The following is a 21657-nucleotide window of genomic DNA, read 5'->3' on the forward strand; positions in this document are numbered from 1 at the left end:
ACTTTATGCCGAATAAGCCTTCAACCCATTTCGTCCTGCTCGTACATAGATGCTTCCCGTTCACGGATAATCCCGCGTATTCTGCCCGCTGTCTCGCGGAAAATATCGCCTTTCTCGTACAACTCCTGTAACGCATTCCTTTCAGCTTGAACAGCCACCCAGTGAAGCTCCTTCTTCTGATCGTAGAAGCGACTGTCGGAATGATTCTCTACCTTCGGAGAACGAACCAGTCGGTCGAGCATGTGATTATAATGCGATATGACGTGAATGGTCTCTTGCTCATTTTCTCTGCAGCGTACCTTCTCCAGCTCACTAATCGCGGCCTCGCACGTACGGATTTTAGATTTTCTCAGGAGCTCCATATCTGAAGCCGACAGCTTTGTAAACGTGACTTCCTTTCTCTTCACGGTAATCTGTAGACGACCCCACAACACCTTGAATAGCATTTTCCAAAAGTGAAGCCGATTCGCCAAAATGAGTTCTACCTGATCGAGCATCTTCAAAAACTGACGAGCATTCTCCATGCTAATCTGCCCTTTCTCCAACATATCGAGCATACATTCACGTTCTTCTGCTAGCGCCATACGACGCAATTCGGTTTCTTTCTCATGAGAATGCGGACCGTTCCTCCGTCCCCTTCCATTCCTGCGGATTTCCTGAATCCATTGTTTATAGTCAGCGATTACGGCGGAAACTGCCGCCTCGTTCTCATCACCACTCTCCTGATGAACCGCACGGATAGCTGCCGTCATCACTTGAATCTGGACTTGTCGATCAAGCTGCTCCTGCTCCGCTGTATCAGCCGACTCCTTCTTCTTTGAGAGTAGCGGCAACAGCACGCTTGCGACGATAAGGGAAAGCAAAATGACTGCTGCTGCAAGAAATATCATCAAATCCCGTTGGGGAAACGGACTTCCGTCTTCCAGCACTAGCGGAATGGAAAATGCACCAGCTAGCGTAACCGCACCACGCACGCCGGAGAACGAAGTTAGCACAAGCATTTTGAATCCAGGCATGCTTTGCTCTTTATACTTCCCGAGTAGACGGCTTCCCCTTGTAAAAGTAAATGTCCAAGCAAAACGGAGTACGATAAGCATCGCGAAAATGATCACCGCGTAGCCGATCACCTCGAGATTGTCGAAAGCAGGGTCAGCGAATATGATGTTCGACACATGTGGGATTTGCAAACCCAATATGACAAACACGAGTCCATTCAAGAGAAATAACAGAACAGACCACGTGCTGTTAGAAACGACTTTCAGCTTCGCTATCGACGTTTCCACGCGGTCAACTTCGATGGCATGTACAACACCTCCGGCGACCGCTGCTAGTATACCGGACATCCCCAGCTCTTCCGCGATCATGTATAGAAGGAATGGAGTTAAAATTTGTATCAGCATATGCATCGTTACATCTTCCATCCCTGCCCGACGCAATATAGCCCGAAGCCCAATAATTAAGAAGGCAATGATCGCTCCTGTTAACAGACCGCCAAGGGAAATGATAAGGAAGCTGACTGTAGCCTGAGGCAGCGAGAACACGCCCGTCACCGCAGCAGCAATGGCAAACTTGAAAGCAACGAGTCCTGAAGCATCGTTCATGAGCGCTTCACCTTCGAGAAGTCGCATTAAGGTTTTGGGCATATGAATTCTTCCTGCTAATGCCCCTACTGCCACGGCATCCGTTGGTGATAATATGGCTGCAAGCCCGAATGCAGCTGGCAAAGGAATGGACGGGATCATCCAGTGAATCGCATTGCCGACTACGAAGACGGTAATGAATACGAGTCCTACCGCTAGCAGCAATATCGGGGCGCGCAGCTTCCACAACTCACTGCGGGGCGTATGTTTGCCATCGTTATACAATAACGGGGCAATGAACAGAACGAAGAAAAGCTCCGGTTCCAGTTCAATGTGTATCCCGGCCGGCAAGAGTGCGATGAGGATGCCTAAACCAATCTGAATGAGCGGTATCGGAATAAACGGAACGAAACGGCCGATGACATTAGAGACACCGATGAGCGAAATCATGATGAATACAGCGAGAAATAGTTCCATAGGAAGGTTCCCTTCGATTTGTTTCAATAATTTAGGATACCCAACCCTCTGAAAACATACATCAAATTTCCAGATTTCAACTTCTTACATCTAAGCCTTCTTGGGTTTGCGAATCATTAAGCTGAGCACGATTCCAGCAAGTGCAACTCCGAACGGAATATAGAATGCTTTGTGTCTAAATCCAATCCTTAACAATTTCAATATAATCGCGTTGTGTGAACTCAATGTGAACTAGATAGATATCTAACTGAATTGAGCTAAGTATCGTGACAGCACATTTTTGCATACAAAAAAAGTCGCGATGAATATCGCGACTTCTAATGATGCTACATCATTTATGATACTGGTTGAGAATGCTTGGCACGAGCGATTAGAGTTGCTTCGACCATGTTACGCAAGGATTCGACCGTTTCTTCTAATCCACGAGTTTTGAGTCCGCAGTCCGGATTGATCCAGAAAAGCTGTGGATCCAGCACGCGCAAGGCACGTTCGATCATGTTAGTCATTTCCTCAACTCGTGGGACGCGAGGACTATGAATATCATATACGCCTAAACCGATACCCAGCTTGTATGTGTTCAGCTCAAAGCTGTGAATCAACTCGCCATGGCTACGTGAAGTTTCAATCGAGATTACGTCCGCATCCATCGCTTCGATCGAGTCGATCATATCGTGGAACTCGCAATAACACATATGAGTGTGAATTTGCGTTGTGTCTTGAACCGTGCACGTGGTCATACGGAATGCTTTGACCGCCCATGCCAAGTAGCTCGCTTGCTCTTCTTCTTTAAGAGGCAGCCCTTCGCGAACCGCAGGCTCATCCACTTGAATCATTCCGATTCCAGCCTGCTCAAGCGCTTCTACCTCTTGTCTTAACGCATAAGCAAGCTGGTAAGCGATTTGTTCACGTGTGATGTCCTCGCGAACGAATGACCAGTTCATGATCGTGATCGGACCAGTTAGCATGCCTTTAACAGGATGATTGGTTTTCGATTGAGCATACTTTGTTTCCTCAACAGTCATCGCTTCTTCGAAGGCGACATCACCGAAGATAATTGGTGGTTTCACACAACGGGAGCCGTAAGACTGAACCCAACCGTATTGCGTGAATGCGAAGCCTGCAAGCTTCTCCCCGAAAAATTCGACCATATCCGTACGTTCGAATTCGCCATGCACGAGTACATCTAGCCCGATCTCTTCCTGCAGCTTTACCCAAATATCGATTTGATCACGAATGAAGCTGGCATATTGCTCATTGTTCCATTCGCCCTTGCGCCACAGTTGACGAGCCTTACGAACCTCGGCTGATTGTGGGAAGCTACCAATCGTCGTTGTTGGAAATAGCGGTAATTGCCATTTGTCCTGTTGCACAAGATGACGTTGGGAAAAAGGAAGATGACGTTCTGGCTGTTTCACGCTAATGGCAGCGACGGCTTGTTGAATGTCATTACGATTTCTTTCGCTGGATTGCTTGAGAGCTTGAAGAGCATTCTCGTATTCGTTCAACTCGTTTTCAATAGTAGTCTTGCCGGAATTGACAGCTTTCGTCAGAAGAGCGACCTCGTCCAGCTTCTCGACTGCAAAGGCAAGAGCACCCTTGAGCTCAGGTAAAAGCTTAGACTCGTTCTGCGAAGTGACTGGAACATGAAGCAAGCTGCATGACGATTGCACGATCAAACGGTCTGACGCTACGAATCCAGTTAACTCCTCTAGCAGTGCAAGCTTATCACGTAACGACGCCTTCCAGATGCCGCGGCCATCGATGATCCCAACGCCTAATACCTTGTCCGCTGGGAAACCGAGTTGTTTAATTGCAGCCAAGTTGCTGGATAATCCATGCACGAAATCAAGGCCGATCCCTTTAACCGGTAACGCGATAACTTCGCTATAGTTCTCTACCGATTCAAAATAGGTTTGCAGCATGATGTTCAACTCAGGTACTGCCGCCGAGATCGTCTCATAGATCGTCTTAAGACGCCGAACATCTTCCGCACTTATCTTCGTCACAACAATCGGTTCATCTATTTGTACCCATTGAACGCCTTCGAGAGCTAGCTCCCGGAGAATCTGGATGTAAAGTGGCAACAGACGTTCCAGCCAAACATCTGTCTCCGATGCGGAGTACCCTTTGGAAAGCTTCAAGAAGGTTAACGGTCCAATGATAACCGGCTTCCCTTCAATTCCGAGCTTTTCCTTTGCTTCTCGATAAGCAATAAGAGGTTTATTTTCGGTGATCACCGGTACGGCTCCATCGAGCTCAGGTACGATATAGTGATAATTGGTATTAAACCACTTGGTCATCTCACTTGCTGCTGCATCCTTCGTTCCACGAGCAATCCCATAATACACGGATAAGGGGACAACACCGCCCTCATAAGGAAAACGTTTCGGAATGATGCCGAACATAGCTGCCGTATCTAGAACATGATCATAATAGCTGAAATCATTGACCGGAATGAGGTCTATGCCCTTCTCCTGTTGCTTACGCAAGTGGTTCAACCGGATCTCCTGAAGCTGATCTTGAAACTGCGATTCTTCTAGCTTGCCGGACCAAAACGATTCAAGCGCCTTCTTCCATTCGCGATCAGCGCCAATGCGTGGATATCCCAAAACACTACTTTTTGCCATCTTGTAACACTCCTATACGTATTGTTACAAGAAAGATAACACGTAACCGTTGATATAGCGTAACTGGAATATGCTATATCCAGTTATAGCCAATAGCTATATCCACACAATTACCGGGCAACAGCCTGAGTTAGCGCTTCGATATATGCCGCTCCGAGCTTGGATAACGATGTGTTTTTATGAGAAATCCAACCGACATTGATCGTTTCCCCGACATCCAAGGGAACGGGAATAATTTCGTTACCATTCAGGTCGGCGCTTAGCACCCCTGTCGAGATCGTATAGCCATTCAAGCCAATTAATAAATTGAACAACGTTGCCCGGTCGTTTACACGAATGCTTTTTTTATGCGACATTGTACTGAGAATTTCTTCGGAGAAGTGAAACGAATTATAGTCACCTTGATCGAAAAATAAATAAGGATAATTCTGAAGCTGGTCAATGGTCACGATTTCTTGAACGGCCAACGGGTTTTTACTGCTGATGAATACATGCGGTTGAGCCCTAAACAAGCTGACAAATTGCAAATTCGCCGTTTTGAGTAGCTTATTAATGACTTTTCCATTGAATTCATTTAGATACAAAATCCCGATCTCACTGCGCATGCTTTTGACGTCTTCGATAATTTCATAGGTTTTGGTCTCACGCAAAGTTAATTCGTATTCCTCATGGCCATGCTCCTGAACGAGACTGACGAACGCATTTACCGCAAAAGCGTAATGCTGGGTAGAAACCGAGAAATGCTGCGGGGATGGCTTAGCGTTAAGATACCGGCTTTCCAGCAACTCTGCCTGCTCGACGACCTGTCGCGCATAACCCATAAATTCGACGCCTTCCTTAGAAAGCGAGATCCCTTTGTTGGATCTTTCAAAAATCGCGAACTGCATTTCATCTTCAAGGTCCTTTATCGCATTTGACAGACTGGGCTGAGAAATAAACAACCGCTTAGCGGCTTCGTTAATGGAGCCGCGATTCGCGACTTCAATTGCATACTTTAATTGTTGTAGAGTCAATGAAATACTCCCCTTTTAACTTCACTTAACCTTGACTGTATATAGGAATAAGCGTAACAAACTCTTATCTAAAAAGACATCTATTTCCGATATGAATTCTGAGATTGCAGCAAAAAAGCCAGCCCCTTGCGGAGCTGGCATTTCGATCGATCGTTAACGTCATACGCATGATTACTTCGCTTGAATGTAGCCTTCTGCTTTCAGTAGCTCGGCGATCAGGACGGCACCACCTGCAGCACCACGTAGCGTATTATGTGAGAGTCCTACGAATTTATAATCATATATAGAGTCCTCACGCAATCTCCCCGTCGATACTCCCATTCCGCGCTCGATATCACGATCTAGCTTAGTCTGAGGTCTGTTCTCTTCTTCAAAATACGTAATAAACTGGTTTGGCGCGCTTGGAAGACCAAGCTCCTGAGGACGACCTTTGAATTGACTCCAGCGTTGCAAAATTTCTTCCTTCGAAGGCTTGTTCTCGAACGATACGAACACTGTAGCCATGTGACCATCAAGAACAGGTACGCGAATACACTGTGTCGTAATTAATGGTGCGTTTGTTTTAACGATCTCATCGTTTACAATTGTCCCCCAGATTCGCAATGGCTCCTGCTCGCTCTTTTCTTCTTCACCACCGATATAAGGGATGACATTGTCCAGCATATCCGGCCAATCGGTAAAGTTCTTGCCAGCTCCAGAAATCGCCTGATACGTAGAAGCTACGACCACAGTCGGTTTGAAATCGTGCAGTGCATGGAGAGCAGGCACATAGCTTTGGATGGAGCAGTTAGGCTTAACAGCGATGAATCCAGTTGACGTTCCGAGTCGCTTTCTCTGAGCAGCAATTACATCTAGATGACCCGGATTAATTTCCGGAATAACCATGGGAACATCAGGTGTCCAACGGTGTGCAGAGTTATTGGATACGACTGGCGTGCCTGTTTTGGCGTATGCCTCTTCCAACGCTTTGATTTCATCCTTCTTCATGTCGACTGCACAAAAAATAAAATCAACTGTAGCGGCGACCTCTTCTACTTTAGAAGCATCTTGAACAACGATCTTCTTCACATTCTCAGGAATTGGGCTTGTCAATTTCCATCTACCTTGCACGGAATCTTCGTAAGTTTTTCCTGCGGAGCTTGCGCTCGCAGCGATTACCGTAACCTCAAACCAGGGATGCTCTTCCAGCAGCTGAACAAAACGTTGCCCAACCATTCCTGTTCCTCCAACAATGCCGACTTTCAATTTCTCTGACATATCCTATTCAAATCCCTTCAATATGAATTGATTAATAACATTAACTACTTAAGCCATCTGATCTGATGTATCGTATGAGATTGTGGAACTAAGTTGCCTCGACCACAACAAAAAAACCCCACCCCCAAGACGATTGTCTTAGGGACGAGATTGGAATACTCGCGGTACCACCCCAGCTTCGCTAATAGGTCGCCCTATTGGCCTCTTCAAGTACGACATAACAACAAAGTCATGCTTATACTCTAGCTCTGTAACAGGAGCTCCTGGCATACCATCCCCTTCTTATGAGGTTCCGATGTGCTGCTCAGAGTCTTTTTTCAATAAGGATTGCTTTACTCCATCTCAGCTACCGGAGCTCTCTTTGAAAGTATTCCCTTATTTACTCGTCTCTTCATTGCATTTGATATTGCGATTATATTATCAGAAAACTGCTCCGAGGTAAACCTTTCATTGAAAATAATCAGTCCGTGGCTTCCATCCATTGAAAATGAAAGCTACCCTTCCGATCCAAACGCTCGAACGTATGAGCCCCAAAGTAATCTCTTTGCGCTTGCAGCAAGTTTGCTGGAAGCCTCTCTGTGCGATAGCTGTCATAGTAAGCTAAAGCGGAAGAAAATGCTGGAACCGGAATTCCTCTGGAAACCGCAATCGAGATTACCTTTCTCCAAGCTTCCTGGTAGTTCTTAACGACGCCGCTAAAGTACTCGTCCAGAAGCAGGTTCTTCAGTTCCGGATCGCGGTCATAAGCATCCTTAATATTTTGCAGGAACCTTGCACGGATAATGCAGCCTCCGCGGAAAATCATCGCAATTCCACCATAGTTCAGGTTCCAATTGTATGCCTCGGATGCCGCTCTCATCTGTGCGAAGCCTTGGGCATAAGATGCGATCTTGCTGGCATACAGAGCTTTGCGAACTGCCTCGACGAACTCTTGAGAATCGCCTTCGTAATTCGATGCTTCTGGACCCTCCAGCTTCTTGCTTGCAGCTACGCGTTCTTCTTTCATCGCGGAGATAAAACGAGCAAACACGGATTCTGTAATAATAGACAAGGGTACTCCCAGATCTAATGCGCTCTGACTTGTCCATTTCCCAGTTCCTTTTTGTCCAGCAGAATCAAGAATGACATCTACCATTGGTTTGCCCGTATCCGGATCGATTTTCGAGAAAATATCAGCCGTAATTTCGATCAAGTAGCTATCCAACTCACCGTTGTTCCATTCGGTGAAAATCGTATGCAGCTCGTTCGTATTTAAGTGCAATACATCCTTCAACAAATGATACGCTTCGCCAATGAGCTGCATATCGCCGTATTCGATGCCGTTGTGCACCATTTTAACGTAGTGACCAGCACCGTCTTCTCCAATATAGGTCGAGCAAGCCTCACCGTTCACCTTAGCTGAAATCGCAGTTAAGATTGGCTCAACTAATTCATAAGCGTCCTTCTGCCCGCCCGGCATAATTGCAGGTCCCTTCAAAGCTCCCTCTTCGCCACCCGAAACACCAGCTCCGATAAAACGGAAGCCTTGAGCCTGAAGCTCCTTGTTTCTTCTCTGCGTGTCAGGGAAATACGCGTTGCCACCATCGATCAGTATATCTCCTTGATCGAGATATGGCACAAGCTGATTTATGGTATCATCCGTCGGTTGACCTGCTTTGACCATTATCAATATTTTGCGTGGTGTCTCAAGCGATTGGACGAACTGTTCGATGCTGAAAGCACCAACGAAGTTCTTTCCTTCCGCTTCTGCCAATAATTCATTCGTCTTCTCAGGCGAACGGTTATATACCGCTACGGAGAAACCTTTGCTTTCGATATTCATCGCGAGGTTCTTCCCCATGACGGCTAAGCCGACTACCCCGATTTGCTGTTTACTCATAGTAAGCTCCTCCATATCCTATCCGTCTTATCTCTTTATTGAACTGCTTTTTTCCAATCGGCTGCGAACTTCTCCATCCCTTGATCCGTCAGCGGGTGCTTGGAAATTTGTTCTATAACGGAGAACGGGATTGTCGCAATATGTGCGCCTGCCATCGCTACGCGAGTAACGTGATCCGGATGACGTACGGAAGCGGCAATAATTTGCGCATCAAGATTATGAATACGGAACAATTCAGCGACTTTAACGATCAATTGGACGCCATCTTCAGAAATATCGTCTAAACGGCCAAGAAACGGAGAAACATAAGTCGCACCCGCACGAGCGGCCAACAGTGCTTGGTTAACGGTGAAGATCAATGTTACGTTTGTTTTTACACCTTTTTTCGTCAGGTAACGGCATGCTTCCAAGCCCGCAAGTGTCATCGGAAGCTTGATCGTGATGTTTTTATCGCCATTGTTGATCTTGATCAATTCATTTGCTTGTGCGATCATTTCATCCGCTGTTACCGCATCTGGCGTGACTTCTGCAGATACAGATTCAACCTCGGGAACTTCACGTAAAATTTCCGCGATACGGTCTTCAAATTTGACGCCTTCCTTGGCAACCAATGACGGATTTGTCGTTACACCGGATAAGACTCCGATTTGATACGCTTTTTTGATATCTACCAGGTTAGCTGTGTCGATGAAAAATTTCATTTGAATAACCTCCAGTTAGTTAATGTCATAAATATTAGATTTCTTAATTGTATCTATTTGTTATTTCAGCAATTCCTTCGTCAAGCGAACCACATTGCTTACAGAGAAACCGAAGTATTCCATAACTTCATTCCCTGGTCCTGAAGCGCCAAACGTATCAATTGACAATACTTTACCCTTAGGTCCTGTATAACGTTCCCATCCTAATGAGATACCCGCTTCAATGGAAATCCGCTTCGATACGGAATCAGGAAGAATGCTTTGCTTGTAAGCCTCAGATTGACGATCAAACAGCTCTCTACTTGGCATAGCCACGACGCGAACCGAGACATTGTCCCGCTCAAGCTCCGCTTTAGCATTCACAGCTAGAGATACTTCTGAACCGGTACCGATTAGAATAACGTCTGGCTGATCGTTCGTTTCCGTTAAGATATAAGCTCCTTGGGCAACCTCATTCTTGTTGGCTTTCGTTGCTTCGTATATCGGCAGGTTTTGTCTGCTCAATATTAAGGCAACTGGACCTTCTTTTTGCTCCAAAGCGTAAGCCCAAGCGCTTGCTGTTTCATTAGCATCCGTAGGTCTAATAACAGTTAGCCCTGGAATCGTGCGTAACGCGGCTAATTGCTCTACCGGTTCGTGTGTTGGTCCATCTTCCCCGACTGCAATCGAGTCATGGGTGAACACATAAATAACGGGCAGCTTCTGTAGAGCAGCCAATCGGATCGAAGGGCGCAAGTAATCGCTAAAGACGAAGAAAGTACTGACGAAAGATTTGACGCCTCCGTGAAGCGCCATACCGTTACCGGCTGCTCCCATAGCATGCTCACGAACACCGAAATAGATGTTGCGGCCTGAGTAGGAATCGACAGCGAACATTTGCTCACCTTTCATATCCGTCATCGTCGAATGGGATAAATCTGCACTGCCGCCGAAGATAGATGGAACGGTTTTCAAGTAATGATTGATCGCTTCACCGCTGGCTACGCGGGTGGATATGGTTTTAGCAGCATCAAAAGTAAGTATGTTAGAGGCATCAATCGTAACAGATCCATCAATGACTTCTGATAGCTCCTTGCTTTGCGAAGGATATTTCGCTGAGTACGAAGCGAGAAGCTTATTCCACTCTTCTTCCTTGGCAGCTCCTTTGCTTTTCAACTGCTCGAAATGCGCTTTGACTTGTTCGGGTACGGTGAACTCTTCCTCATAATGCCAGCCATACGCTTCCTTAGTTGCCTTAGCTTCTTCTTTACCGAGCGGATTGCCATGCGCTTTGTTCGTTCCCGCGACTTTGCTACCGAAACCGATAATCGTACGAATTTCGATAAGCGTTGGCTTGGAATCGTCTTTCTTGGCAGCCGCGATAGCTTCGCCAATACTCGTGATGTCGTTGCCATCATCTACTCGCAAATACTGCCAATTCGCAGACTCTGCTCTCTTTTGCATATTTTCGCCGAAGGAAAGATTCAGGTCGCCGTCCAATGAGATGTCGTTGGAATCATACAACACGATCAATTTACCCAGCTTCATATGTCCCGCCATAGACATAGCTTCATAAGAGATTCCTTCCATCAAGCAACCATCACCGACAAGCGCATACGTATGATGATCGACAACAGGGAATCCTTCCTGATTGTATTTCGAAGCGAGATGAGCTTCAGCCATCGCCATTCCGACTGCCATAGCAACCCCTTGGCCCAAAGGTCCTGTCGTTGCATCTACGCCATCCGTATGTCCAAACTCAGGATGTCCAGGTGTAAGGCTGTTCAGCTTCCGAAACTGTTTCAAATCATCGATAGACACTCGATAGCCAGACAGATGGAGAAGGCTATACAGCAAAGCCGAGCCATGGCCTGCAGACAATACGAAGCGATCGCGGTTAAACCACTTAGAATTACCTGGGTTGTGATTCATTTGCCCAGACCATAGAGCATAAGCCATTGGCGCTGCTCCCATAGGAAGTCCCGGGTGACCGGAATTGGCACTGTTAATAGCATCAATAGACAAGGTGCGGATCGTATCAATTGCTAACTGATCAATAGTTTGTGTGGTATTCATAAAGTTCTCCTTCGTTGCTCTCATTATTTTGTTCTTGCTTGACGTCGAACCACCAATGATAGCCGTCCTTCGCGAGCAACGCGTCGGACTCGGCTGGACCATAAGTACCCGCTGCGTAGGGATGAAGAGGAACGAGGTTCTCTTCGAATGCGTTCAGGATAGGCTCCACCCAATTCCAAGATAGTTCCAATTCGTCCCAATGCGCGAAAAACGTAGAATCTCCATGCAGCGCATCGTAAATCAAATTCTCATAAGCCTCTGGAGAATCTTCTTCACTCTTGTGAAGATCAATGTGGACAGGCTTGAACGCTCCGTTATGTCCAATCTCCTTCGAATTTAGCTGAAGCGTAATTCTCTCATTCGGATTAATCTCGAATACGAGCAGATTAGGAGCGATCGGCTCTTCGTTCATGGCGGTGTCATGCTGAATAGGCTCTTTAAATTCGATCACGATTCTCGTCGATTTCTCCTTCAAGCGTTTGCCTGTTCGAATATAAAAGGGAACACCGCGCCAAGAGTTGCTATCAATCTGTAATTTGGCGGCAATAAACGTATCGTTCATGGAAGCTGGTGCGATACCCGGTTCGGAAGTATAACCGATAACCGGCTTTCCTTGAACGTTTCCTTCTGTGTATTGCCCACGGATCACGTGGATGCCGACATCCTCTTTTTGCAAGGGAACAAGGGCTTCCATTACCTTTTTCTTCTTAAATCGAACCTTATCCGAGGTGCTGTTATGTGGAAGATGTATGGCCGTCATCATTAGCAATTGCAGCATGTGATTCTGGAACATATCCCTTACTGCGCCAACGTGATCGTAATACCCCGCTCTCTCTTCAACGCCAACGGATTCGTTCGCCGTAATCTGCACGTTAGCAATGTAACGATTGGACCATAGAGCCTGAATGACCGGATTGCCTTGCTGCAAAGACTCTAGCTTCTGCACCATCGGCTTGCCAAGATAATGATCAATGCGGAAAATTTCTTGTTCTTCAAATGCTTTGCTCAGCTTCTGATTAAGTTCTCGAGCCGTTGTCAAATCATGGCCGAAAGGCTTCTCGATAATGAGTCGCTTCCAGCCGTTCACGGAACCTAATCCGCTATCCTGGATATTAGCAGCGATCGTATCGAAGTATTCAGGTCCAACAGATAAATAAAAGAGACGATTCGATGGGATGTGAAGCTCAGCTTCCCGTTGTTCTATGAGCTGCTTCAGCTTCTGATAATCGTCTTTATGACCGATATCCAGAACGCTGTAGCGGAATGCGCTCAAAAATCTTTTTATAGAGGCTACATCATTCGTTACGCGTCTGGAAAACTGGTATAGAGACTTCTCAACGTTGGCTTGAAACGATTCATCGGTCCATTCTCTTCTTCCAAGGCCGACCAAAGAGAAGGCTTGTGGAAGTTTTCCGTCTATGAATAAATTGTACAGGGCAGGGTATATTTTTCTTTTGGCTAAATCCCCCGTCGCCCCGAACAAAACAAAAGTATGAGGTTCCATATTCCTACTCCTCCCAGATGAGCTTGAATAAGCTCTGGTTTCTTTTACCTAGTTTCACTATAATACGAATAGGAGTCATACATGTAATTAATATATTTAACAGGAGCTATAGACCACATCTATGATCAATAATTATGAACTGTACAAAGTATTTTACTGGGCAGCGAAGACAGGAAGCTTAACTCAGGCTGCCAAGGCACTGTACCTCACTCAGCCGAGCGTCAGCCACGCCATCAAGCAGCTTGAAGAAAGCTTTGGCATCACCTTGTTTTATCGGAATTCTAAAGGTGTTGAGCTCACCCAAGAAGGCGCTATCCTGTATTCCTATATTGAGCAGTCACAAATATTAATCTCCATGGCTGAAGAAAAAATGGCTGCGCTCAAAAATTTGGACAGCGGAGAGCTGCGAATCGGCGGTAGCGATTCCCTGTTCAAGCATTACTTGCTTCCGTATTTGGAAGACTTTCATCAGAAGCATCGCGGCATTAAGCTACACTTGAGCCATGGAACGACACCGGAAGTGATCACTTTCTTGAAAGAAGGCAGAATCGATCTAGGCGTCGTTCGCATGCCGATCGTCGATTCCCAGCTTGAAGTAAAACAGAGCTTCCAGCTCCAGGATTGCTTCGTGGCGGGTGCGGGATATGCCGAGCTTAAGGACATGGTCCTGTCGATGGATATGCTGCTCCAGTATCCTATCATCCTGTTCTCTAGGAACAGCCGGGCCCGAATGACCATTACGGAAATCTTCCAAAGCTACGGCCATACAATCAAGCCGGAAATCGAGGTTGGAAGCGTGGATCTTCTTATCGAGTTTGCTCGGCGAGGTCTCGGGATTTCTTACGTAACTCGGGAATTCGTATCGAAAGAACTGGAGGAAGGCTCCCTTTTCGAAATTCAATTAGATGTGCCTCTGCCGCCCTCTCATGTAGGGATCATGACGATGCGTAACATGCCGCTAAGCGGTGCTGCTCGGAGTTTTATGGATCGGGTCCGTTAGTAATGTTGTACAAGCATGACAACCGCAAACTTCGAATAGCGTGACAAAGAGCGTATCGCCTTGGCGATACGCTCTTCTCTACTTCCAATGGTTATAATCATTAATTAACGTCATTAAGTACCGCAAAAGGTTCTGTACGGCATATTGGATTCTGCAGGCATCGCACAGAAATCAACCTGCTCTGGTGTGAGCTCATAAGGATTCGAAAGGACTTCGAGTAGCCTCTCCATCACACTGAAATCCCCTCGGTTCACCGCAGCTTCTAGCGCTTCCTCTACTCGATGATTACGAGGGATGACCGCGGGATTACTGCTACGCATCAACTCCTGCGATTCGCCTTTTGATTCCTGCTGCCTGCTTAGTCTAGTCTGCCAAAGTTCGTGCCACTGAGCAAATTCCGCGGCATCAAACATGACGGTATCCTCCAACTTATCGATCGTTAAAGCACGGAACGTATTCGTAAAATCCGCATGGTACTCCTTCATCAAGTTTAGGAGACTATCCACAAGTGACTTATCCTGCGGCTCTTCGTTAAATAAGCCCAGCTTTGCCCTCATTCCACTCAGCCAATTCCGCTCATACAGCTCGGTATAACTGGACAAAGCCTCCTCGGCAATTGTCACAGCTAACGTTTCGTCTTCATGCAGCAAAGGCAATAAGGATTCCGCAAATCTTGTCACATTCCATCCGCCAATATAGGGCTGGTTCCCGTAAGCATAACGACCTTGCGTGTCGATGGAGCTGAACACGGTCGCCGGATCGTAGGCATCCATGAAAGCACATGGACCGTAATCGATCGTTTCTCCACTAATAGACACGTTATCCGTGTTCATAACACCGTGAATAAAACCGACGAGCTGCCATTGAGCGATAAGCGCTGCCTGACGTTTAATTACTTCTTGAAGAAGCAGAAGATAACGATTCGTCTCCCCCACAACGTCTAAATCCGGATAGTGTCTTTGCAGCGTGTAATCAGCTAATGCCCGGAGCTCTTCCTCCGTACCCCATTGTGCGATGTATTGGAAGGTACCCACGCGTAGATGACTCGTGGCCACACGGGTGAGAATGGCGCCCGGAAGCTCGATTTCGCGAATGATAGACTCGCCGGTCGTCACCACCGCTAAGCTACGGGTCGTCGGAATGCCAAGTGCATACATCGCTTCACTAATGATATATTCGCGAAGCATTGGACCCAGCGCAGCTCGACCGTCACCTCTACGAGAGTAAGGTGTTGCTCCTGAACCTTTAAGCTGAATATCGAACCGTTCGCCTAAGGGAGTAATTTGTTCGCTAAGTAACAACGCCCGACCATCCCCTAAGCGATTGAAATGCCCGAATTGATGCCCTGCGTAGGCTTGCGCAAGTGGCTGTGCCCCTTCAGGAATCCGGTTTCCAGCAAACACCTCTACGCCTTCAATGGTTCGTAGAGCTTGGGAGTTCAACCCTAGAGACGTAGCCAATGGCTCATTGAGAATGATCAGCTTTGGTGAGTGCACAGGAGTGGGATTGAGCAGAGTGAAAAACGATTCCGGTAGACGAGCGTAACTATTATCGAAGTTCCATGCAGGTTGTTGTGTTGCTTTATTGTCCGTCATAAGCTCTCCCTTCAGTGGCCAGCATTAGCCCTATACAATTGTGTCCCATTAATTTCATTCATCATACAACAAAGGCTGATCATCAACAATGTGAGATCAGCCTTTGTTGTTATTCTCCACAACCTTGCTACGCATTCAGTTACAAACGATCGATTGCGCTCTCCAATCTTTGCAATGTTATCTGCACATCCTCCATGGAATGAGCCGCTGACACATACCACAAACCGCTTGGTCGAAGAAGAACACCTTCCATCAGTGCCGCTTCCGCAAATGCGGAATATTTTACCGCATCTCTAGCCATAAACTGCGAATAGTGCACGACCTCTTTAAGCTCAGTAAACATTAAATGGAATACTGAGCCTATCCGGTTAATCACATGTGGGATTTCCTTAGCTGCCAGCAGCACTCTGAGCCCTTCGACTAATGCTTCAGATACGCGTTCCAAGCGCTTAAACAATTCTCCATTATTGCGATTTATAATATTCAAGGTTGCAACTCCAGCAGACAAAGCTACCTTGTTTCCATTCAATGTCCCTAGATGCGCAACCCGTCCTTCTGAGATCAGATCCATGACCTCGCGACGTCCAGCCACGAGACTCAGAGAGTAACCCCCCGCTATCGCTTTGCCCATGGTTGTCAGGTCAGGCATTATGCCTAGCCATTCCTGTGCTCCACCTGAAGCCACTCTACAACCAGTAATCACTTCGTCCAAAATGAATAGGGATCCGTATTCGCTCGTCAACCGCCGGATACATTCCATATAGCCTTCCACCGGATAAATGCAACCTGCATTACACAGCACAGGTTCCGTAATGATCGCGGCAACTTCATGACCGTGCTCTACCATGACCGCCTCTAATTTCTTCGAATCATTCCAAGGCACGACGAGGATGTCCTTCAGCGCATTCTCGCTTTGACCTTGGGTTCCCGCGTATGCGCTCAAGTCTTCGTCTATTGTATCCGGGAACGAAGTGAATATCCCGTCATACCAGCCATGATAATGACCCTCGAAACGGATGATTTTCTGTTTCCCTGTGAATGCTCTAGCTAAGCGTACAGCAAGCATGACCGCCTCTGTTCCGGAACCGCTAAAGGCAACCTTCTCCGCACACGGGACTTGGTCTACAATCATACGCGACAGCTCAATCTCAGCCCAATGCTGCATGCCGAACTGTTGACCGTCCAACGTCGCCTTCTGCACTTCTTCCAGCAATTCCGGATCCGAATGACCTAGAATTAATGGACCGTAGCCCATGACATAATCCAGGTATTCGTTAAGATCAACGTCCCATACCCGAGAGCCTTTGGCCTTCTCCAAATAGAGCGGGACGGGCTTCATTACATTACGAAGCGTGCTCGACACCCCACCAGCTAACGTCTGTTGCGATAAACGGAATAATTGCTCTGATTTCTCCAAGCTTCTCATAAATTTTCCTCCTATCCTATATTCTCAACAAAACAACCGGCTTCACGGTCATTCAACTTTCCCCGTGAAGCCGGCCCTTCCTCGCAAACCACTTTACCGCTTACCCTAGATTATTTCGTGACATTCACAATAATCGTGTCACTGGAAGTCGTACCGGCAGCATTCACAAGCTCGCCTCGGTACTCGTAGGTTCCGATCGGCTTGCCGCTAATGGCTGTAGCAGCTGACTGCGCTTGGGGTGTTCCCGAGACGAGTGGCTGATCGGCGACGAGCACGCCGTTCTCATACAAGCGATACGTAGTTCCGTTCATGCCCCACCACATGTTCATCTGAATGTTGTAGTTGCCGTCACCATCCCAGTTGTTGCTTGATAAAATCGGCTTGGCCGGTGCTCCCTGCGAGACGGTAACCGTCCACTCCTCGCTTGTCGTCGTACCAAATGCATTGGTCAGTTCAGCATAGTAGCGGTAAGTGCCGTTCGGCTTGTCGTTTATGGAGGTAACGAGCGTTTGCGCTTGCGGCGCCTGATCAGGCACAATCTGAGTGTCGATCAGCACATCGTTCTCATATAGCTTGTAAATCCGGCCGTTATTACCCCACCACTGATTCATCTTAATGTTGTAACTGCCATCAAGCAGCCCCGTATCCTGTCCGTTGTCGTCTGACAAGACCGGTTTCCCTGGCACTCCGGTACTGTTTGCCATGATATTGTTCACGGTTGCCGTCGCCGTGCCAAGGTTGCCTGCGGCATCGACGAATTCAAAGGTGAAGCTGCCATTAAATAAGAAAGTATAGCTGTCCGATCCTCCATTGTTCGTAATCGTGACCTCTTCGTTTGGATCAATCGTCGCGATTACGCTGTCGTGGGTCGGCACCACGTTGCTGTATGCGACCGCAGCGGTAGGTGAGGTTCGGTCGATCGAAATGACCTTCTGCTTAACCTCTTCCGTATTACCCGTAGAGTTTACGCTCCGATATTCCAGCGTATGAACACCATCATTCGAGATTACGAATGGTACGCTATATGACGTCCATTCTCCATTGTTAAGACGATATTCCGTGTAGTCCACTTCTTCTGTCGTCTCCAAGCTAACCGTCACATCAGATGTATACCATCCACCCGAGCCGTTCGGCTCTGCTGGATTCAGGACAATCTCCGTTACTGGCGGCTGGTCGTCGTCTTCATCGAACAGCTTGCTCTTGATGTAGCTGGACCGTTTGTCTTCAACGTCTCGGGAAAGCTGGAACCAGCTCTCGATATGCGCATATAATCCATCAATTTCCGTTGCACTTATACTGTTTAAATTCGGTATTTGACTGCCAAGCGTTTGTCCTTCGACGATTAAGGGCTGTACTTGCGAAGCGAAGAAGCTCGTATCCTCAGCGTCTCCATTCAACCAAGTCGCTTCAAGCTGCACAATCTCTTCATTAAAAGCATCCCAAGCATCCTGGATCACTTTCTTCTGAATAGCAGTGCGCACAGTAGCAGACGGTGCCTGAAAATCAAGCGTATTGAATCGACCGACCTGATGTACCTTGCCTCCCCACGTTGGTGAGGTAGACGGTGACCAGCGGATCATGGAGAACTCCCAGTCCTCGCCGTTCAAAGGTACGAAGTTGTACGCGGTCTTCCACGGGATGAACAGCACAGAGCCCCAGCCAGTGGGCAACTCCTCGTTATCCAACGTAACATTACCCTTCAGGGGCAGATTATCACGATATTCTGTCTGCCATTCGTAATATTGAATATTGCTATCGTTCGTCTCGAAGATCATCTGATGATACGGAAGATCTCCTTGCCCGTACTTCACGAATAACTCAATTGAGCTGTTTTTCCACTTATTAGTGGCATCCTTTTCCTGTTCGTTGGATTGAAAAAAGATATAGAGTCCATCTTCGCGATAGGCCATATAGAAGCCCGTATCCCGAGGGCCTCCTGGGGCAATCGGCGTCTCCACCCAATATTGCACAAAACGGTTTTCTTTAAAGGCAGGATTATTCAAATAACCGCTGTTGTACCAAGCTGACGGTGTGGACAAATCTTCGGTAGCATAGGTGACTTCATACACCAACTTGCTATTGTTTCCCTCCGCGGATGCCTGTTGATAGGATGAGGTAGCGAGGAAAATCGTCAACAGCAGCATCGCGTATCGTTTCGCTTTTCTCAACATGGTCAATTCCTCCTCAATTCCCATTTTCCAAATCAAGCAGCTTCATGATGTGCGAAATCAGTCCTAGGCGAAGTAAATCCGAATTTACGACTCGTTCATTTGTGACTTCCAACCAGTTCAACGCTTTGTTCGCGGTTGCAACACGTAGAGCGTCTCCTGATGCCTGCGCATCTGCCGCGAGCTGTTTCAGCTTCGTCGCATAACGAATATCGTCAATACCCTCACGGAAGCCTTCCCATGCCAGCGTGTCGATGACATCCGTCTGCGTCGGGTACACGAAGCCGAATGCGCGATATGTCGCATCTACATAATCAGACCATGCGCTCACTTGGGGGCTTTCATAATACCAGATGTAATTGTAGACCGCGTCGTAATTGGCCTTATACATCCACATGCCGTGTCTTTGCCTCATTAAATCCGGATTCTCTGGACCGGTATGCGGGTTCGCGTAGTTGGTAATGATCTTGTCGTCACCCAGTGCGTGCCATGCAGCCGATTTCTCTCGTGTCGGATCTCCAACCCAGTTCAGAAAATCTTCTTTGATCTCAAGATTGAAATGGGTTTCGTGACCAGTTGCAAAAACTTTTGCACCGAGTTCTTCCTTAACAAATTTAAACATATCCTGCTGCCAGAGAAGCCGGTTCCATTCCGCCTCGTCCCATGCGTCGAAATACACGTTCGTGTGTCCGAGCGCTTGAGTAACGAGGTTAAAAGCTTGCTGAACGTATGCCTTTGTTGGGACTACTGTTTGCTGATAAGCGGCGTAGCGTTGCTCCATCAAAGCTTGATTGGCTGGAGTAGGATTTGTCTCAAAAGCCGCTTTAGCTTGCAAATAGAGCGTGAATTTCGAATAATCCTCGTTCGATGGGAACAAATGACTGGCGCCGAAGAGCGGATTCAAATCCATACCGGCTTGTTCCATCAATTCCAATTGACGAAGAAAGACTTGAGGCTGATTGAGATTAATGCTGGCATTCGTCGGCAAGTTAACGACGTTGTGTTCCACTAGGTTACGATATTGATTGAGCAGCCTAGTTTCGGCAAGCTGAACATTGTTGTTCGTTCCCGTCAGTGCATTTGCCAGACTGGAGCTGTGATACATCATCGTGTAAAAGTCCTTGTTGAGGTCGTAGTAGGTTTTCGGAGAAGGTAATTCGAAAGGGAGCACGCGGATTTTGAGTGTTATCTGACCCGTAGGTACTCCATCTGCCTTAATGGCAATTGTTCCAGTATAAATACCTTCTGGTGTACCCGTTGGAACTTTGGTTGTGATCCACATTTGCTTCGACTCGCCTTGCTTCAATTCGATCGGTAGCAATGTTGGGCTGTCCTCGAATGAATTTTTGAAAGTAGAGAATTGTGCAGGGGGGCTTCCTGAAACGTCTACATATTGCGGACCTCCAGGCTTATTGACACGAACAGAATTATGCTTAGTTGTGTGATCCGTGCGGACAAGGCTCTCATCATGAAGTAGCAGTTCTGGCGTCAGAACGTCCTTGGAATCATCAAAGAAGTAACTTTGCCAAGCCGTTCCACCTTGATACCACGTCTTCACGACACGAAGATCAATAGCGTCGGCTGGAATGCTACCCGCAGTTCCTTGCAGATCATACACCGCAAAGGTGACTGAGCTTAAATCGACAAGCGGGACCATGACGAACGATGAGGCTTCGTACTCTCCTTGCGCGGATACAACCTTCACCTGATCACTAATCGTACCGTCGGTCGGAAGCGTATTCGGCAATCGCTTCTCTGGACTAAGCGCTGGAGCATTGTATACAACAAATGGAGTTTCCGTCCATAGCCCTGGCGTATGCTCTGCGTCTTTCACCAACTTAAGAGCATATTCCAACGCTTCTTTAGTCCTCAATCCTGTTTCTTGCGATACAGTGGGTGAGGCGATCACCGCTGCGGCATCATCCCGGGCCTCTTCCATAAACGCTTTCAACTTCATCCGGCTCGTCGAGCTAATGGCGGTATCCAGCTTACCCTTGAGATCGATCAATTGCGACAAGGTCCAAGTCCCGGTCACCGACGAACCCACACCCGAGTTCGCTAGCGCGGACGGAGCCAACGACAGAATCAAACAAGCGATAATGATTGTGGACAAATAACGTTTGCGCATAATCTTAATCACTCCCCATCGAAAAATAAATTCACCTCGAATTCCATCGGATAGCAGATACAAAGAAGGAATGTAACCGCATACATGAATGCAAATTCTTTACTTGATTTCACCCCCCTTCTAGTGTTGGTAGCAAAAGGTGTAAACCTAGTAAAATTGCAATTTGTTTTCACATTATAACATATTATTCACATACGTAAATATTAATTTTCATATATGTGAATATAATTTTAAAATTAGCTTAGGA

Annotated in this window: 13 protein-coding genes and 1 other annotated feature; of the genes, 1 reads left to right on the forward strand and 12 read right to left on the reverse strand. The window is 47.1% G+C overall.

Translation table 11 applies throughout. The annotated features are described in order from the left end of the window. Positions 1-20: 20 nt before the first annotated feature. The 8 genes from M1K58_RS06160 to zwf form a co-directional block, all read right to left on the reverse strand. Entirely contained in the window at positions 21-2057 is a 2037-nt protein-coding gene (locus M1K58_RS06160) for a Na+/H+ antiporter (protein WP_256757777.1), read from the reverse strand. A 335-nt stretch (positions 2058-2392) separates the two neighbouring features. Next, the gene (gene metE, locus M1K58_RS06165; protein ID WP_256757778.1) at positions 2393-4684 is read right to left on the reverse strand and encodes a 5-methyltetrahydropteroyltriglutamate--homocysteine S-methyltransferase; all 2292 of its coding nucleotides are present in this window, start codon (positions 4682-4684) and stop codon (positions 2393-2395) included. Between the two features lie 110 nt (positions 4685-4794). After that, complete coding sequence (locus M1K58_RS06170) at positions 4795-5697, reverse strand: LysR family transcriptional regulator (RefSeq protein ID WP_256757779.1); 903 nt, start codon at positions 5695-5697, stop codon at positions 4795-4797. Between the two features lie 171 nt (positions 5698-5868). Beyond that, on the reverse strand, positions 5869-6954 hold the full coding sequence (gene asd, locus M1K58_RS06175; RefSeq protein ID WP_256757780.1) for an aspartate-semialdehyde dehydrogenase: 1086 nt from the start codon (positions 6952-6954) through the stop codon (positions 5869-5871). A gap of 137 nt (positions 6955-7091) precedes the next feature. Continuing rightward, positions 7092-7358, reverse strand: a binding site (T-box leader). A 56-nt stretch (positions 7359-7414) separates the two neighbouring features. Continuing rightward, positions 7415-8833 (reverse strand): NADP-dependent phosphogluconate dehydrogenase, encoded by a 1419-nt coding sequence (gene gndA, locus M1K58_RS06180; RefSeq protein ID WP_256757781.1) that lies wholly within the window; start codon positions 8831-8833, stop codon positions 7415-7417. Positions 8834-8868: 35 nt separating this feature from the next. Next, positions 8869-9534: a fructose-6-phosphate aldolase gene (fsa, locus tag M1K58_RS06185; protein ID WP_256757782.1), complete on the reverse strand. Its 666-nt coding sequence runs from the start codon at positions 9532-9534 to the stop codon at positions 8869-8871. 60 nt (positions 9535-9594) lie between these two features. Further along, entirely contained in the window at positions 9595-11589 is a 1995-nt protein-coding gene (gene tkt, locus M1K58_RS06190; RefSeq protein WP_256757783.1) for a transketolase, read from the reverse strand. Further along, positions 11567-13093: a glucose-6-phosphate dehydrogenase gene (gene zwf / locus M1K58_RS06195; protein WP_256757784.1), complete on the reverse strand. Its 1527-nt coding sequence runs from the start codon at positions 13091-13093 to the stop codon at positions 11567-11569. Before zwf ends, tkt begins: the two co-directional genes overlap by 23 nt. Before the next feature lie 121 nt (positions 13094-13214). On the opposite strand from zwf, the gene M1K58_RS06200 reads away from it, so the two are divergent. Further along, a complete protein-coding gene (locus tag M1K58_RS06200; RefSeq protein WP_256757785.1) occupies positions 13215-14093 on the forward strand; it encodes a LysR family transcriptional regulator in 879 nt (292 codons plus the stop codon). Positions 14094-14206: 113 nt separating this feature from the next. Here the strand turns inward: M1K58_RS06200 and M1K58_RS06205 are convergent, their stop codons facing one another. From M1K58_RS06205 to M1K58_RS06220, 4 genes are all read right to left on the reverse strand, one after another. Next, entirely contained in the window at positions 14207-15688 is a 1482-nt protein-coding gene (locus tag M1K58_RS06205) for a protein adenylyltransferase SelO (RefSeq protein WP_256757786.1), read from the reverse strand. A gap of 139 nt (positions 15689-15827) precedes the next feature. Then, the gene (locus M1K58_RS06210) at positions 15828-17114 is read right to left on the reverse strand and encodes an aspartate aminotransferase family protein (RefSeq protein ID WP_256757787.1); all 1287 of its coding nucleotides are present in this window, start codon (positions 17112-17114) and stop codon (positions 15828-15830) included. 110 nt (positions 17115-17224) lie between these two features. After that, entirely contained in the window at positions 17225-19285 is a 2061-nt protein-coding gene (locus tag M1K58_RS06215; RefSeq protein ID WP_256757788.1) for an OmpL47-type beta-barrel domain-containing protein, read from the reverse strand. A gap of 13 nt (positions 19286-19298) precedes the next feature. Further along, positions 19299-21410, reverse strand: coding sequence for a hypothetical protein (locus M1K58_RS06220; protein WP_256757789.1), 2112 nt, complete (start codon positions 21408-21410; stop codon positions 19299-19301). Positions 21411-21657: the final 247 nt, after the last annotated feature.

Origin of the sequence: Cohnella sp. WQ 127256 (genome assembly GCF_024519285.1) — a bacterium.
Lineage (GTDB): Bacteria > Bacillota > Bacilli > Paenibacillales > Paenibacillaceae > Cohnella.